We start from the raw sequence: 15,581 nt of genomic DNA on the forward strand, positions 1-15,581 counted from the left end.
GTCAGTGTCCCGCCCCTTGCTCGTCCGCAACGACCGAGCCCAGATAGGCCTCTTGCACGCGCTGGTTGGCGCGCACCTTGTCGGGCGTGTCAAAGGCAATCACCTCGCCATACACCACCACAGCGATCTTGTCGGCCAGGCCGAACACCACGCCCATGTCGTGCTCCACCGTCAGCAGCGTGCGGCCTTCGGTCACTTCCTTGATGAGGTGGATGAAGCGTGAGGTCTCGGTCTTGCTCATGCCGGCCGTCGGTTCGTCCAGCAGGATCACATTGGCACCGCCCGCGATGGTGATGCCAATCTCCAGCGCACGCTGCTCAGCGTAGGTCAGGTTCATCGCCAGCGTGTCGCGCTTCTTGTCGAGCTTGATCATTTCCATGAGCTGCTTGGCGCGCTCGTTGGCATCGTGCAGGTTCGACAGGAAGCGCAGGAAGGTGTACTTGTAGCCCATGCTCCACAGCACGCCGCACCGCAGGTTTTCGAACACCGACAGCTTGGGAAAGATGTTGGTGATCTGGAAGCTGCGCGAGAGCCCGCGCCGGTTGATCTCGTACGGTGCCATGCCGTTGATGCGCTGGCCATTCAGGATCACATCGCCGCTGGTGGGCGCAAAGCGCCCGCTGATCAGATTGAACAGCGTGGACTTGCCCGCGCCGTTGGGGCCGATGATGGCCACGCGCTCGCCAGGCGCCACCGCCAGGTTGGCGCCGCGGATGATCTCGGTCTTGCCAAAGCTCTTGCGCAGGTCGCGCAGTTCGAGCGCATAGGTTGCGTTGTCAGCCGCCATGGTTACAAAGCCTCCCCGCGCTTGATTTCATGTTCTATCTCTTCCTGGATCCTGCTCCACTGGCGCACAAATTGGCGGCGGCAGAGTTCAAACAGGGCAAAGCCCGTCACCATCACAAACACCGCGCCGAACCAGCTGGTAAAGCCCTTGGCGTTGAGCGTGGCGCCGAGGAAGGTCAACTCTGGCCCCAGCGCGGCATTGAGCTGCAAGTGGTAGGTCATCTCGATCATGCAGGCTGCGCCCATCACACCCACCAGGGCAGTACCGCCCAGCGCAAGGTAAGAGGTCCACAGCTGGCGCAGCTTGCCGAACTTGGCCAAGCGCAGGTTCATCATGATCAGGCTGGCCACGCCACCGGGCGCATACATCACCATGAACAGGAACACCAGGCCCAGATACAGCAGCCAGGCCTTGGACAGCTCGGACAGCAGCACAGACGCCAGCACCAGCAGCACGGCACCAATGATGGGGCCGAAGAAGAAGGTGGCACCGCCCAGGAAGGTGAACAGCAGGTAGCCACCCGAACGCACCACGTTCAGGCTGTCGGCACCCGTCACGATCTCGAAGTTGATGGTGGCCAGACCACCACCAATGCCGGCAAAAAAGCCCGCAATGATGAAGGCGAAGTAGCGCACCCGCTGCGTGTTGTAGCCAATGAACTCCACACGCTCGGGGTTGTCGCGCACTGCGTTCAGGATGCGGCCCAGCGGTGTGCCAGTGAAGGCAAACATCGCCGCAGTGCACACGAAGCAGTACACGGCGATCAGGTAGTACACCTGGATGGCAGGACCGAAGGTGATGCCGAAGAACGACTGGCCATACACGCGGTCGGTGGTGATGCCGCCTTCGCCCCCGAAGAACTCGGGGAACATCAGCGCCATCGAAGCCACCAGCTCGCCAATGCCCAGCGTGATCATGGCGAATGTGGTGCCCGACTTCTTGGTCGTGACGAAGCCCAGCAAGATGGCAAAGAAGGCCCCCGCCAGCCCGCCCACGATGGGGATCAGCACCAGCGGAATGCTGAAGCTGCCTTTGCTTGCCATGTTCATGGCGTGGATGGCTATGAACGAACCCAGACCGGTGTACACGGCATGGCCGAAGCTCAGCATGCCGCCCTGCCCCAACAACATGTTGTAGGACAGGCAGATGATGATGAGGTAGCCGATCTGCGAGAGCATGGTCAGCGCCAGACTGCTGCGAAACAGCATGGGCGCCACGATCAGTGCTGCGGCAAACAGCGTCCAGATCACGAAGCGCCCGACGTTCCAGGGCTTGAACCGGTAGTGCGACGTGGCACTGGAGACAGGATGAGTGGTTGAATTCATGGCATCAGTCCTCCCGCGTGCCCAAAAGGCCCTTGGGGCGGAAGATCAGGATCAGCACGAGGAACAGGTACGGCAGGATGGGCGCCACCTGGGAAATCGTGAGCTTGAGCAAGGGATAGCCAAAGGTCTGGTCGGTCACCGCCACACCCACGGCCTTGAAGACGTGGATCAGCGAGTAGTCCAGCGCCACGGCAAAGGTCTGCACCACGCCAATCAGCAGCGAAGCGATGAAAGCACCGGCCAACGAGCCCATGCCACCCACCACCACCACCACGAAGATGATGGAGCCGACAGACGCCGCCATCGCAGGCTCGGTCACATAGGTGTTGCCGCCGATCACGCCCGCCAGGCCCGCCAGCGCGGCGCCGCCACCAAACACCAGCATGAAGACACGCGGTACGTTGTGGCCCAGCGCTTCCACCATTTCGGGGTACTTGAGAGCCGCCTGGATCACCAGCCCGATGCGGGTGCGTGTGAGCAGCAGCCACACCGACAGCAGCATCAGCAGCGCCACCAGCATCACAAACGAACGCGACTTGGGAAACTGCGTGCCGTACAGCGAGAACAGCGGGCCCTGCAATTGCTCTGGCAGGCCGTAAGGCACCGTGGAGCGACCCCAGACCAGCTGCACGACCTCCAGAATCAGGTACGACAGCCCGAACGTGACCAGCAGCTCGGGCACATGGCCAAATTTGTGCACCCGGCGCAGCGCGTAGCGCTCGAACGCAGCCCCCAGCACAAACACCACAAGCGGTGCCAGCACCAGCGCCGGCCAAAAGCCCACCACCCCGGAGATGGTGAACGCGAAATAGGCACCCAGCATGTAGAAGCTGGTGTGTGCGAAGTTGAGCACGCCCATCATGCTGAAGATCAGCGTGAGGCCGGAACTCAGCATGAACAGCAGGAGCCCATAGCTCACGCCGTTCAGCAAAGAGATCACGAAAAACTCAGGATTCATTGGAATTTTTCATCACGGAGGGACAAAAAAAGGCCCGAGTACGTCGGGCCTCGAAGTTCTGGCGCCGAAACGCCAGCGCCGGATTTAGGGGCGCTTCATCTGGCACGACGTGGGCGTGCTGGCCACGTAGGGCTCGTAGTACTTCAGCGGCACGAAGGTGTAGCCGGTGTTTTCCGAGTCGATGGGGTACTTGCCGCCGGCTTTTTCCCACTTGGAAATGAACAGGCCCTGTTGCAGCTGGTGGTCGGTCTTGCGCATTTCGACTTCACCGTTGAAGCTCTTGAACTTCATGCCTTCAAACGCTGCAGCCACCTTGACGGGGTCGGTGGACTTGGCTTTCACGAAACCTTCGGACAGCATGGTGAAGGCGTGGTACACGGCGCCGGTGTACATGTCGTCGTTGAACTTCTTCTTGTAGTCGACCACGATCTTGTTGAGCTCGCCCGGCAGGTTCATGTGGGCGTAAGCCACCATGTACACGCGGCCTGCAGCGGCAGAGCCCATGGCGGTTGGGCTGCCAGTGACGGAGCCGTAGTAGGTGTAGAAGTTGACGTTGTTCAGGCCCGCGTCGTTAGCGGCCTTGATCAGCAGTGCCAGGTCAGAACCCCAGTTGCCGGTGATCACGCTGTCAGCGCCCGACGCCTTGATCTTGGCGATGTAGGGCGAGAAGTCGCGCACCTGGGCCAGGGGGTGCAGGTCGTCACCCACAAACTGCACGTCGGGGCGCTTGCGCTGCATCATCTCCTTGGCAAACTTGGAGACCTGGTGGCCGTGCGAGTAGTTCTGGTTGATCAGGTAGACCTTCTTGACCTCTGGCAGGTCCTTCATGTAGGTCGTAAGCGCTTCCATCTTCATGGAGGTGTCTGCATCCAGACGGAAGTGCCAGTAGCTGCACTTGCTGTTGGTGAGGTCTGGGTCCACGGCAGCGTAGTTCAGGAACAGGACTTCCTTGCCGGGATTGCGTGCGTTGTGCTTTTCGAGCGCGTCCATGATGGCCAGTGCGGGGCCAGAGCCGTTGCCCTGCACCACGTAGCGCGCACCCTGGTCCATGGCCGAGCGCAGGGCGCTGGTGGTTTCCTGAGGGCTGAGTTTGTTGTCGATGCCGATGATTTCAAATTTGACGCCGGCAGGGTTCTTCTTGTTGAACTCTTCAGCGATGAACTGGAAGCTCTTGAGCTGGTTCGTTCCCACGGCCGCCATCAGGCCAGACAGGGGGTCGAGCCAGGCGATTTTGACCGTCTCGCCCTTTTGAGCGAAGGCCCCGCCAGCGCTTGCCAAGATTACCGAGGCTGCTACAGCCTTAATAGCGAACTTCATGCTTTTGTCTCCTTGTAAATCGACACAACGCAGCGTACCGCGTTGCAACAAAGCGATGCTCAGGGATTGCCCCTACCAGCGTCGCACACGTGACTGGCGCTGCGCTCCCCCGAGCGCGCACCAGCCTGGGGCAGTGCAAAAAATGGCGCTCGCAAGCGATGCGCACACATGCATTGCCCCACCCTGATCACAGGCCGGGAAGCTTGTAATCCTTGAGCTGCTCACGCAGCTTGGTCTTGAGCATCTTGCCGGTGGCACCGAGCGGAATGGCATCGACAAACACCACGTCGTCAGGGATCTGCCACTTGGCCGTCTTGCCTTCATAGAAGGCCAGCAGCGCTTCGCGCGTCACCTCTGCGCCAGGCCGCTTGACCACGGCCACGATGGGGCGCTCGTCCCACTTGGGATGCGGCATACCCACACACGCTGCCATGGCAATGGCTGGGTGGGCCATCGCAATGTTCTCGATGTCGATGGAGCTGATCCATTCGCCACCGGACTTGATCACGTCCTTGCTGCGGTCGGTGATCTGCATGAAGCCGTCGGCGTCGATGGTGGCCACGTCACCCGTGGGGAACCAGCCCCTGCCCTGCGCGTCGCGCACCAGCGGGTCACCGCCCTCGCCCTTGAAGTAGCTGCCCACGATCCAGGGGCCCTTGACCAGCAGGTCGCCATAGGTCTTGCCGTCCCAGGGCAGCTCGTTGCCGTCGCCACCCACGATCTTCATGTCCACGCCATAGATCGCACGGCCCTGCTTTTGCAGGATCTTCATCTGCTCGTCCTTGGACATGACGAGGTGCTTGTTCTTGAGCGTGCACAGCGTGCCCAGCGGGCTCATCTCGGTCATGCCCCAGGCGTGCAGCACCTCCACACCGTAGTCTTCCTTGAAGGCGTGGATCATGGCGGGCGGGCAAGCCGATCCGCCGATCACCGTACGGCGCAGTGTGGAGAACTTGAGGCCCGCAGGCTTCATGTGGCCCAGCATCATCTGCCACACGGTGGGCACGCCCGCCGCATAGCTGACCTTCTCCGCTTCGATCAATTCGTAGATCGACTTACCATCCATCGCCGGGCCTGGAAACACCAGCTTGCAGCCAGTGAGCGCGGCCGAGTACGGAATGCCCCAGGCATTGACGTGGAACATGGGCACCACGGGCAGCACCGAGTCGCGGGCCGAGAGGCACATGACATCAGGCAGCGCCGCAGCATAGGCGTGCAGCGTGGTGGAGCGGTGGCTGTACAGCGCGGCCTTGGGGTTGCCTGTAGTGCCGCTGGTGTAGCACATGCTCGATGCAGAGTTCTCATCGAACTCAGGCCATGCGTAGTCCGAAGACTGCGCACCAATCCAGGCTTCGTAGCTGGTCAGGCCGGGGATGCCGGTGTCGGCCGGCAGCTTGTCGGCATCGCACAGGGCGACCCATTTCTTGACGGTGGGGCATTTGGCGTGCACCGCCTGCACCAGGGGCAGGAAGGTGGTGTCAAAGCACATCACCTGGTCTTCTGCGTGGTTGATGATCCAGGCGATCTGGTCGGGGTGCAGGCGTGGATTGACGGTGTGCAGCACGCGGCCCGATCCGCTCACGCCGAAATACATCTCCATGTGGCGGTAGCCGTTCCAGGCCAGCGTAGCCACCCGGTCGCTGAACTGGAGCTTCAGGTCATCCAGCGCGTTGGCCAGGCGGCGGGCACGTGCTGCGAGGTCGCGGTACGTGTAGCGATGGATGTCCCCCTCCACCCGTCGGGACACGATTTCGGCGTCGCCGTGGTGGCGCTCTGCGAATTCGATCAGCGACGAAATCAGCAACGGTTGACTCTGCATCAAGCCCAGCATGAATACTCCTTGGATGTTGTAGTGAATGGAACGGTCATCGTAGCGCGCGTATCGGCGTCCGGGTGTCGCCCGCGTCGTGCCCCCGCACGCCGCTGGGATGAACCCACACACGCCGCACCACCACACTGGCATGGCATCGGCGGCGGCATGGTTGCGCTGTCGCTGGCCTCCGTGAACCGCAGCGGAGTGTGCGCCCGGCGGGCATGGCTGCCAACACTTGTCGTCCCACTGACAAAGGGCAAGGGAATACCCTGAACCGCTGGCACCGCTGCAGCGACAATCGGGTCCATGCTTTGCGCTGCCCCTTCTGCCCAACGATTCATTGCCGCCCAGCCCTGGTTCGCGGGCCTGCCTGCTGCCATGCAGGAGCGGCTGCGCGAAGAGGTGTTTGCCGAGCAGGCCGACAAGGGCGCGGTGATGATGCCCGCCGGCAGCGCCGTGCGGGGCTGGCATGCCGTGCTGTCGGGTCTGGTGATGCTGCAGAGTCCCACCAGCAAGGGCCGGTCGTCCGCCTTCATCGGCGTGCCTGACGGTGAATGGTTTGGCGAGGGCTCGGCCATGAAGCCCGAGCCCCGCCGGTACCACGTGGTGGCACTGCGCCCCACCACCCTGCTGTGCCTGCCCCTGCCGCTGTTTGCCACGCTGCGCGAGACCAGCCTGGCGTTCAACCAGTTCCTGGTGCTGCATCTGAACATGCGGCTGGGCCAGGCCATGACCATCATCGAGGCCGGGCGCACCCAGTCCACCGAGCACCGCGTGGCGCTGTACCTCAGCCGCCTGTTCTGGCGCAGCACCCGGCGGCTCAACCTCACGCAGGAAGAGCTGGGCCAGCTGGTCGGCCTGTCGCGGCAGACCGTGAACAAGGTGCTGCAGTCGCTGGAGGGCATGGGCATTGTGTCGCTGGACTTCGGGCGCGTGGCCATCGTGGACGACGAGGCGCTGAACGCATACCTCGCCGCCACGGCCGCGCACTGAACACCCGCATTCGGCCGAGGTCTGTTCGACATCTGCAGCGTGAGAGTCATTGCACGCTCAGGCGCACCGCCTTCTGGTCTGCATCAAAGATGAACTTGCGGGGCCAGGGCTGCCAGGTCTGGCCCAGCGTGGCGTTGTTGGGATCGCCGGTGTGCACAAAGGCGCGCAGGCTGTCCATCATGGCCAGCGACAGGGCCAGGCGCCCCGGCTGGTTGGCGGTGCTGTTGGTCGCCTTCGCAAACACCGACGGACCGAAGTTGCCAAACACAAAGGGCAGGTCGAACGCATGGGCCGCGCCGTACACATCGTTCCATGGTGCGGGCTGCTGGGCCCAGTTGAACTGGTAGTTCCACACATTGCTCTGCTGGCTGCGCAGGGCGTTCAGCAGGTTGTCGCGGCTGGCGCCAATGAACACATTGCCCAGCATCTGGGTGCGTGCGTTGTAGCCCGTGCCCGGGGCTGTCACCGGCAGGTAGGACGCATCCAGAATGTCCGCCGCAGTGAGGGTGGTGGGGGCATCAGGGTCGAAGCGCTGCATCATCGCAAAGCGCTCGGCATCGCCGATCTTCATGCCGGGCTTGCCGCCCAGCAGCACCAGGAAAGGGGCAAACAGCTTGCCCTCCTCGGCCGTGTAGCCGGACAACACAGGCACTTTCTGATAGCGCCCCGCCCCGATCTCGGCGATGGGATCGGCCGGAACCACCACACCGTCCGGGATCGGGCCAGAACCAGTCAGCCCCTTTGCCAGCACCGTCTGCAAAACGACCCGCGCATCCTTGCCACGCAGGTAACTGGCCACCTGCGTGGGGGGCCAACTGGCCACCAGGGCCTGGGCTTCGGGCAGGCCAGGTGCCAGGCCATCGGCCACGGCCAGATGCGCCAGCAACTGGCTGGCCTGTGTGGCGTAGCGGGAGACCGGGTTGAGCGTGGGGATGGACCCGGCGGGCAGGTTCGACGCCAAGGAGATCCCGCCACTGATCGGTACCAATTTGTGGAACAGCCCGGTAGCCTGCGGCGCGGTCAGCAGCGCCAAGGCATTGATGGCCCCCGCCGACTGCCCCATCAACGTGACGTTGCCCGCATTGCCGCCAAACCGGGCGATGTTGCCCTGGACGAACCGCAGCGCCTGCACGACGTCCAGCAGCGCGTAGTTGCCGGTATAGGTGCTGCCGCCTGCGCTGCTTCCACTGCCGTTGTTGCCGGCATGCAGGGCGGGCAACTGCAGATACCCCAGCACATCCAGCCGGTAGTTGGCTGTGACCACGATGGCATTGGCCGACTTGGCCAGCGCGGCGCCGTCGTACACCGGGTCGGCGGTGTAGCCCGAGATGGCACTGCCACCGTGGATAAAGACCAGCACTGGCAGGTTGTCCTGCGCGGTGGCCGGACGCCAGATGTTGAGGGTCAGGCAGTCTTCGCTGCCCAGCGGGGTGTTCAGCGTCTGGCCAATCGTGTCGTCAAAGCGGTTGTTGGCCCCGGGTCCGTAAATGCGGCCCATCTGCAGGCACGCACTACCAAACCGGGTGGCGCTGCGCTCGCCCGTCCAGGCGGCGGGCTCTGCAGGCGGCTGCCAGCGCAGGGCACCCACGGGGGGTTGGGCGTAAGGAACACCCTTCCAGGCATAAGTGCCGCTGGTGGCGCTGTCATCCGTGCCGCGCACCATGCCATAGCGGGTTTCGCGCAGTTCGGGCGGCGTACCGCCAGAACCACCACACGCCGTGGTCATCACAGCGGCGAGGCACGCTGCGCCCCAGCGCAGGCTCTTTGCAAAATAGGCCATGTTGTTTGTCTCCTTCGGGGTTTTCAGGAATGGGGCGGGCCTGCAGAACGCATCACACTCGCGCCTGGAACCGACCTCGGCGCCGATTGTGGAAACGCCCGGCCCACAACCCACTATCGCAACCACACCAAAACAGTGACTTCAGAACACCACCCGCGCGTAAACCCTGAGACTGGGGCTTGCCCATGAACCCATTGCCGCAGCGCACCAGCTCTGCCGCCTGGGTGCGCGGCATTGCGGAGCTGTTTGCAGCCGAAGGACTGCCGGTGCAAGCCCTGTGCGCGCAGGCCGACATCGACCTGGAGAGCCTGCAGCACCCCCACACCCGCGTGGATGTGGACCGCGTCAGCCGCTTGTGGGAGGCCGCAGCCCAGCACTACGACCGCCCGGGGCTGGGCCTGGACCGCCAGCTGGCCGCGCGCTACGGCAAGCTGGATCTGGTCGGCCACGCACTGGCCTCGGGGCCCAACCTTCTCGAAGGCTTCAGGCACTTGGACCGGCACATGGCGCTGATCTCCGACGCCACCACGTTCTCGATGGAGCGAGACCCACGCGGTTACTGGATGGTGCTCAACCACATCGGCGCCTCGCGCCCCATACCGCGACAGCGGGTGGAGTTTGCGGTGCTGACCCTGCTGACGCTGTGCGATTGGCTCACCCGGCGCGACCTCACGCCCCTGGCCGTGGAGCTGGTCACCCCAGCGCCGGCCGACGACACGCGGCATCGCGCGGCATTCGGCGTGCCACCGCGCTTTGGCCAGCCAGTGAACCGCTTTCTGATGGCCGAAGCCGACCTGCTGCAACCCATTCCCACCTACAACCCGAACCTGTGGGCGCTGCACGAACAACTGGTGGAGGCCGAGCTGGGACAACTGGGCCCGTTGGGCCAATCGCTGGTCAGCGCCAAGGTGCGCACCGAGATATCGCGCATGCTGCACCTCGGTGAACCCCGGCGCGAAGACGTGGCTGCGCGCCTGCACCTCACCGATCGCACCTTGCAGCGCCGGCTACAGGCAGAGTCGGTGAGTTTTCAGCAACTGCTGGACGACACCCGCAGCGAGCTGGCACGCCAATACCTGGCCGACCCGCGCCGCAGCCTGGCCGAGGTGGCGGACCAGCTGGGTTTCAGCGACCAGAGCAACTTGTTTCGGGCCTGCAAGCGCTGGTTTGGCATGCCCCCAGGCCAATACCGCCAGCAGCTGCTGCAGCCTGCGTCAGGCCCGGCCTGCCTGACGGCGGCAGCGTTGTTGTAGCGGTCGCGGTGCAGGCTATCCCCGCCCTGCCATGGCCCTGTGGGCGCCGGGGCATCCGGCCTGCGAGACAATCCAGCCCATGACCCTGACTGCCGACAGCGACGCCCACACCGACCTCGGCCTCGCCTGGGACCACCGCTTTGCCGCGCTGGGCACCTACTTTTTCACCGAACTGCGCCCCACCCCTCTGCCCACGCCCCATTGGGTAGGCACCAGCCCCGCCGTGGCGCAACTGCTAGGGCTGGATGAAGCCGCCTTGCGCAGCGATGAGGCCCTGCAGGCCTTCACTGGCAACCGCCTGCTGGCAGGCTCGCAACCCCTGGCCAGCGTGTACAGCGGACACCAGTTTGGCGTCTGGGCCGGTCAGCTGGGCGATGGGCGCGCCATCATGCTCGGGGAGACGGCTACGGGGTGGGAGGTCCAGCTCAAGGGTGCTGGCCGCACGCCCTATTCGCGCATGGGCGATGGCCGTGCGGTGTTGCGCTCCAGCATCCGGGAGTTTTTGTGCAGCGAAGCCATGCACGGACTGGGTGTGCCGACATCGCGCGCGCTCTGCATCACCGGCTCGCCCGCGCACGTCCGCCGCGAAGAAATCGAGACCGCTGCCGTCGTCACCCGCGTGGCACGCAGCTTTGTGCGTTTTGGTCATTTCGAGCACTTTGCTGCCAACGGCCAGGAGGCCGCGCTGCAAACGCTGGCCGACTACGTCATTGACCGCTACTACCCCGAATGCCGGGACAGCACCGACCTGGCAGGCAACCCGTACGCCGCCCTGCTGCAGGCCGTGAGCGAGCGCACCGCACGCCTCATGGCGCAGTGGCAGGCGGTCGGCTTTTGCCATGGCGTGATGAACACTGACAACATGAGCATCCTGGGCCTGACGATTGACTACGGGCCGTTTCAGTTTCTCGACGCGTTTGTGCCCGGCCACGTGTGCAACCACAGCGACTCGCAAGGCCGTTACGCCTACAACCGCCAGCCCAATGTGGCGTACTGGAACCTGTTTTGCCTGGCACAGGCGCTGCTGCCCCTGATCGGCGACCAGGAACTGGCCAAGCAGGCCCTGGAGTCTTACAAGACGGTTTTCCCCGAGGCCTTCATGGCCCGCATGCGCGCCAAGCTGGGGCTGCGGGAGGCCAGCGACGGCGATGGCGCTCTCATCGACGGCATCTTGCTGCTGCTGGCCCAGAACCGGGTGGACTACCCCATCTTCTGGCGCCGCCTGTCGCAGGCCGTGGGCACCCAAGACATGGAGCCCGTGCGCGACCTGTTTGCGGACCGTGTTGGCCTGGACCAATGGTTGCTACTATATTCAGAGCACTCAAGGCATATGGATGTAGCGCATCAAGCCGATTTGATGCTCAAAACAAATCCCAAGTTCGTGCTGCGCAACCACCTGGGCGAACAGGCCATTCGTGCGGCGAAACTTGGCGACTTCGGTGAACTCCAAACCCTGCAGCGGCTGCTGGAGCGCCCGTTTGACGAGCACCCGGGGCATGACGCCTACGCCGCCTTCCCGCCCGACTGGGCGTCTTCCATCGAGATCAGCTGTTCATCATGACCCATCCCATCCAGAAGACTGACGCCGAATGGCAAGCCGTACTGCGCGAAAAAGGCGCAGAACCCGTGGCCTTCCAGGTCACGCGCCATGCCGCCACCGAGCGCCCCTTCACCGGCAAGTACGAAGCCCACTGGGCCGACGGCAGCTACCACTGCGTCTGCTGCGGCGCCAAGCTGTTTGACTCGGTCACCAAGTTTGACGCGGGCTGCGGCTGGCCCAGCTTTTCCGAAGCCATCCCCGGCGCCATCACCGAAATCGTGGACCGCAGCCATGGCATGGTCCGTACCGAAACGGTGTGTGCACAATGCGGGGCGCACCTGGGCCATGTGTTTGAAGATGGCCCAGCGCCCACCGGGCTGCGGTATTGCATGAACTCGGCTTCGCTGGACTTCGAGTCCGGCGACCGCTGAAGCCCGGGACTCCTTGCTGACTCCATGAAAATTCTGATCGACTTTTTTCCCATCCTGCTGTTCTTCGGAGCCTACAAGTTCTACGGCATCTACGTAGGCACCGCCGTGCTCATGGCGGCCACGGCCTTGCAGATGGCCATCATCTACGCCATCGACCGGCGCCTGCAGACCATGCACAAGGTCACCCTGGTGCTGATCCTGCTGTTTGGCACGCTCACGCTGGTGCTGCAGGACGACCGGTTCATCAAATGGAAACCCACAGTGCTCTATGGCGCTATGTCGGTGGCCCTGGCGGTAGCGCTCTGGGCGCTCAAGAAGAATTTCCTCAAGATGCTGCTGGGCAGCCAGCTGGACTTGCCCGACGCCGTATGGCAGCGGCTGAACGTGGCCTGGATCATCTACTGCGCCTTCATGTCTGCCATCAACGCGTACGTGGTGATGAACTTCAGCACCGAAGCCTGGGTGGACTTCAAGTTGTGGGGCTATGCGTTTCCGCTGGTCTTCCTGGTGGCCCAGGGTATCTACATTGCGCCCCACCTCAAGGGCGACGAGCCCACCACCTGAACGAGTGTGAAGCCCATGAACTCCATCGCAGATCAGATGCACCAGACACTGGCCGACCGCCTCACCCCCAGCCACCTGGAGGTGCTGGACGAAAGCGCCGCCCACGCAGGCCATGCGGGTGCCAACGGCACGGGATTCGGCACCCATTTTCGGGTGCGAATTTCGTCACCTTTCTTTACAGGACGCTCCCGCGTGGCCCAACACCGCCTTGTGTATGATGCGCTGCAAGAATTTATTGACCAAGGCGTTCACGCCCTCGCCATTGAAGTTCTCTGAGCCGGCCCCAAGTCAACATCTGCCGGATTTCAGTCGGCAAACAACCCCTCATTTTTTGGATTCCGCATGAAGAAACAGCTCCTGTCCGGCCTCGTCGCCGCTGCCGTGCTGGGCACGTTGGCCCTGCCCGTTTCCGCCCAGAATGTCGCCATTGTTAACGGCAAGGCAGTTCCCAAGGAGCGCGTCGAAGCGCTCAAGCAGCAGGTCGAACGCTCGGGCCGCCCCGTGACGCCCGACATCGAAGGCCAGATCAAGGAAGAAGTCATTGCCCGTGAAATCTTCATGCAGGAAGCTCAAAAGCGCGGCCTGGAAACCTCGGCAGACTACAAGGCCCAGCTGGACCTGGCACGCCAGGCCATCCTGATCCGCGAACTGTTCGCCGACTTCCAGAAGACGAACCCCGTCACCGACGCTGAAATCCAGGCCGAATACGACAAGTTCGTGGCAGCCAACAGCGGCAAGGAATACAAGGCCCGCCACATCCTGGTGGAAAAGGAAGCCGACGCCAAGGCCATCATCGCGTCCATCAAGAAGGGCGCCAAGTTTGAAGACATCGCCAAGAAGCAATCCAAGGACCCAGGCTCCGGCGCCAAGGGCGGCGACCTCGACTGGGCCAACCCCTCGAGCTACGTGAGCGAGTTCACCGAAGCGCTGGTCAAGCTCGAAAAGGGCAAGATGACCGAAACGCCCGTGAAGAGCCAGTTTGGCTGGCACATCATCCGCCTGGACGATGTGCGCCAGGCCGAGCTGCCCAAGCTCGAAGAAGTCAAGCCCCAAGTGGCGCAGCAACTGCAGCAGCAAAAGCTGGCCAAGTTCCAGGAAGACCTGCGCGCCAAGGCCAAGGTGGAATAAGCCACCCGCCCCCCAGCCGTCATGGCCACAAAAAAACGCGACCTCGGTCGCGTTTTTTTGTGGCTCGGCCTGTTTACGACAGATCGACGAGGCTCAGGTACGCCCCATCAGCCACGCCACAGCCATCAGCAGGCCGATCATCACCGGTTGGTGGAGCATGTAATAGCTCAGGCTCCATCGCCCCAGTGTCGCCAGAGGCCGCACCACCACGGGTAGCTGCCATTGCAACCAGCCCCTGCGCGCGCGCATGGCCCATTGACCTGCAGCAAGCCCCCACCAGAGCACGCCCAACCATGGCAACACGGGCACATAGTCTTCCGTGAACGGTTTGCGGGAAACCAACCCCAGCCAATTCAGGGCTCGCCCATTGAACCAGGGTGCGGCATCGGCCCATACCCCCGCCAGAAGCTGCTGCGCAGCCCACGGCAAGGCCACCGCCACCAGTCCGGCCAGCCACAGCCAGCGCCCCCACCCTGCCGTACAGCGCGCAATGAGCAACATCACCGCCATGCCATGCAGCACACCGAAATAGATGAAGCTGGCCGGAAACATCACAAACGACCCCGCGGACACCAGCAGCGCACACCCGGCGATCTGCACCCAGCGGCGCCCAAACCGGTGCCAGCCCTGCCCCTGATGCAACGCAATGGCCTGGCCCAGTCCCGCGCAGAACAGGAAAAGACTCACGATGAAGGTGCGCTGCGTGGTCCAGAACGGATCCACACGAAAGTTCTGTGACCATAAGCCGAAGTGGCTCAGATCAAAACAGAAATGGAACACCGTCATCCACACCATGGCGACTCCCCTCAGAGCATCGACCGCGTCGTATCGCTGCACTGCAGGCAGGGCAAGCGCTTCGGACTGGGGCAACGGTACGGCAGCGGCTTTAGAGAGCACAGAGAAGGTCATGGAGATACCAGCAAGCACCGTGCGCAGTAAACGGCAGGGGCGGTGCGAATGGGAGCCAACCGGCGATGGCCACAATGGTACGTAGATTCCGCGAGCCTGCTGGAAACGATGGCGGTGAATAGCCCATTTCCGCTCGCCCCCGAGACCCCGATCGCCTCTGCGTTGAAAGGCACCAGGCGGGCAAGAAAAAAGGCCTTGCAGCATTTGCTGCAAGGCCTTCAAACATTGGTCGGAGCGGCGGGATTCGAACTCGCGACCCTCTGCTCCCAAAGCAGATGCGCTACCAGGCTGCGCTACGCTCCGACAGCTCGTATTCTAACCCGCCAATTCCCCTGTTTTTGGCTCATCGCCTGCTTTTTTGACTTTTTTTAGAAAGTAGCAGAGCGAAGAGATCGCAGGGGGGGGCGGTCGCGCGAACGCGACGTGGCAAGAGACGAACCAGAAAAAACTATAAAACCGCCTCGGTCTGCCACGGACCGAAAACGGAAAGATCAGCGGCTGGAGGAAGGGCCAGGACCGCGACCGGCGAGGTGACGGAACGTGATGCGGCCCTTGGTCAGGTCGTAAGGCGACATCTCCAGGGACACTTTGTCACCAGCCAGGATACGGATGTGGTGCTTGCGCATCTTGCCGCCGGTGTAGGCAATCAGTTGGTGGCCGTTGTCCAGCGTGACGCGAAATCGCGAGTCGGGCAAGACTTCCGTGACGGAGCCCTGCATTTCAATGAGTTCTTCTTTGGCCATGTGTTTCTCTATCTCTTCAAAGCAAATGTTCTGTGGTCGG

General features: G+C 63.0%; 15 protein-coding genes and 1 tRNA gene. 7 read left to right on the top strand and 9 right to left on the bottom strand.

The window, feature by feature from the left end; translation table 11 throughout:
* Nucleotide 1: 1 nt before the first annotated feature.
* From CLU87_RS10720 to CLU87_RS10740, 5 genes are all read right to left on the bottom strand, one after another.
* Nucleotides 2–787, bottom strand: a complete 786-nt coding sequence (locus CLU87_RS10720) for an ABC transporter ATP-binding protein (RefSeq protein ID WP_015014388.1) — start codon at nt 785–787, stop codon at nt 2–4.
* A 2-nt stretch (nt 788–789) separates the two neighbouring features.
* On the bottom strand, nt 790–2,112 hold the full coding sequence (locus CLU87_RS10725) for a branched-chain amino acid ABC transporter permease (RefSeq protein WP_056746259.1): 1,323 nt from the start codon (nt 2,110–2,112) through the stop codon (nt 790–792).
* A 4-nt stretch (nt 2,113–2,116) separates the two neighbouring features.
* Nucleotides 2,117–3,070 (bottom strand): branched-chain amino acid ABC transporter permease, encoded by a 954-nt coding sequence (locus CLU87_RS10730; protein WP_056063520.1) that lies wholly within the window; start codon nt 3,068–3,070, stop codon nt 2,117–2,119.
* An 84-nt stretch (nt 3,071–3,154) separates the two neighbouring features.
* Nucleotides 3,155–4,387, bottom strand: coding sequence for a branched-chain amino acid ABC transporter substrate-binding protein (locus CLU87_RS10735; RefSeq protein ID WP_056063523.1), 1,233 nt, complete (start codon nt 4,385–4,387; stop codon nt 3,155–3,157).
* A 187-nt stretch (nt 4,388–4,574) separates the two neighbouring features.
* Complete coding sequence (locus CLU87_RS10740) at nt 4,575–6,218, bottom strand: 3-(methylthio)propionyl-CoA ligase (RefSeq protein ID WP_099730444.1); 1,644 nt, start codon at nt 6,216–6,218, stop codon at nt 4,575–4,577.
* A 288-nt stretch (nt 6,219–6,506) separates the two neighbouring features.
* Here CLU87_RS10740 and CLU87_RS10745 point away from each other — a divergent pair, with 288 nt between their 5' ends.
* Entirely contained in the window at nt 6,507–7,193 is a 687-nt protein-coding gene (locus CLU87_RS10745; protein WP_056063530.1) for a Crp/Fnr family transcriptional regulator, read from the top strand.
* A gap of 46 nt (nt 7,194–7,239) precedes the next feature.
* On the opposite strand, the gene CLU87_RS10750 is transcribed toward CLU87_RS10745, so the two are convergent.
* Nucleotides 7,240–8,973, bottom strand: a complete 1,734-nt coding sequence (locus CLU87_RS10750) for a carboxylesterase/lipase family protein (RefSeq protein WP_099730445.1) — start codon at nt 8,971–8,973, stop codon at nt 7,240–7,242.
* Between the two features lie 185 nt (nt 8,974–9,158).
* Between CLU87_RS10750 and CLU87_RS10755 the strand changes: the two genes are divergently transcribed.
* The 6 genes from CLU87_RS10755 (at nt 9,159) to CLU87_RS10780 (ending at nt 13,889) form a co-directional block, all read left to right on the top strand.
* A complete protein-coding gene (locus tag CLU87_RS10755) occupies nt 9,159–10,226 on the top strand; it encodes an AraC family transcriptional regulator (RefSeq protein WP_099730446.1) in 1,068 nt (355 codons plus the stop codon).
* A gap of 79 nt (nt 10,227–10,305) precedes the next feature.
* Entirely contained in the window at nt 10,306–11,787 is a 1,482-nt protein-coding gene (locus CLU87_RS10760; RefSeq protein ID WP_099730447.1) for a YdiU family protein, read from the top strand.
* Nucleotides 11,784–12,197 (top strand): peptide-methionine (R)-S-oxide reductase MsrB, encoded by a 414-nt coding sequence (gene msrB, locus CLU87_RS10765; protein WP_056063540.1) that lies wholly within the window; start codon nt 11,784–11,786, stop codon nt 12,195–12,197. Before CLU87_RS10760 ends, msrB begins: the two co-directional genes overlap by 4 nt.
* Nucleotides 12,198–12,221: 24 nt before the next feature.
* Nucleotides 12,222–12,761 carry a septation protein A gene (locus CLU87_RS10770; RefSeq protein ID WP_056063543.1) on the top strand — a complete coding sequence of 180 codons (540 nt, stop codon included), beginning with the start codon at nt 12,222–12,224 and terminating at the stop codon, nt 12,759–12,761.
* A gap of 15 nt (nt 12,762–12,776) precedes the next feature.
* Nucleotides 12,777–13,037 (top strand): BolA family transcriptional regulator, encoded by a 261-nt coding sequence (locus CLU87_RS10775; RefSeq protein ID WP_056746271.1) that lies wholly within the window; start codon nt 12,777–12,779, stop codon nt 13,035–13,037.
* A 66-nt stretch (nt 13,038–13,103) separates the two neighbouring features.
* Entirely contained in the window at nt 13,104–13,889 is a 786-nt protein-coding gene (locus CLU87_RS10780; protein ID WP_056063551.1) for a peptidylprolyl isomerase, read from the top strand.
* A 93-nt stretch (nt 13,890–13,982) separates the two neighbouring features.
* Here CLU87_RS10780 and CLU87_RS10785 read toward each other — a convergent pair whose 3' ends face one another.
* The 3 genes from CLU87_RS10785 to infA form a co-directional block, all read right to left on the bottom strand.
* Nucleotides 13,983–15,002 (bottom strand): DUF1624 domain-containing protein, encoded by a 1,020-nt coding sequence (locus tag CLU87_RS10785; protein WP_099730448.1) that lies wholly within the window; start codon nt 15,000–15,002, stop codon nt 13,983–13,985.
* Nucleotides 15,003–15,024: 22 nt separating this feature from the next.
* Nucleotides 15,025–15,101 (bottom strand) — tRNA-Pro (locus tag CLU87_RS10790).
* Between the two features lie 188 nt (nt 15,102–15,289).
* Nucleotides 15,290–15,541: a translation initiation factor IF-1 gene (gene infA / locus CLU87_RS10795; protein ID WP_015014402.1), complete on the bottom strand. Its 252-nt coding sequence runs from the start codon at nt 15,539–15,541 to the stop codon at nt 15,290–15,292.
* Nucleotides 15,542–15,581 lie beyond the last annotated feature (40 nt).

This window comes from Acidovorax sp. 59, assembly GCF_002754175.1.
GTDB classification, from domain to species: domain Bacteria; phylum Pseudomonadota; class Gammaproteobacteria; order Burkholderiales; family Burkholderiaceae_C; genus Acidovorax; species Acidovorax delafieldii.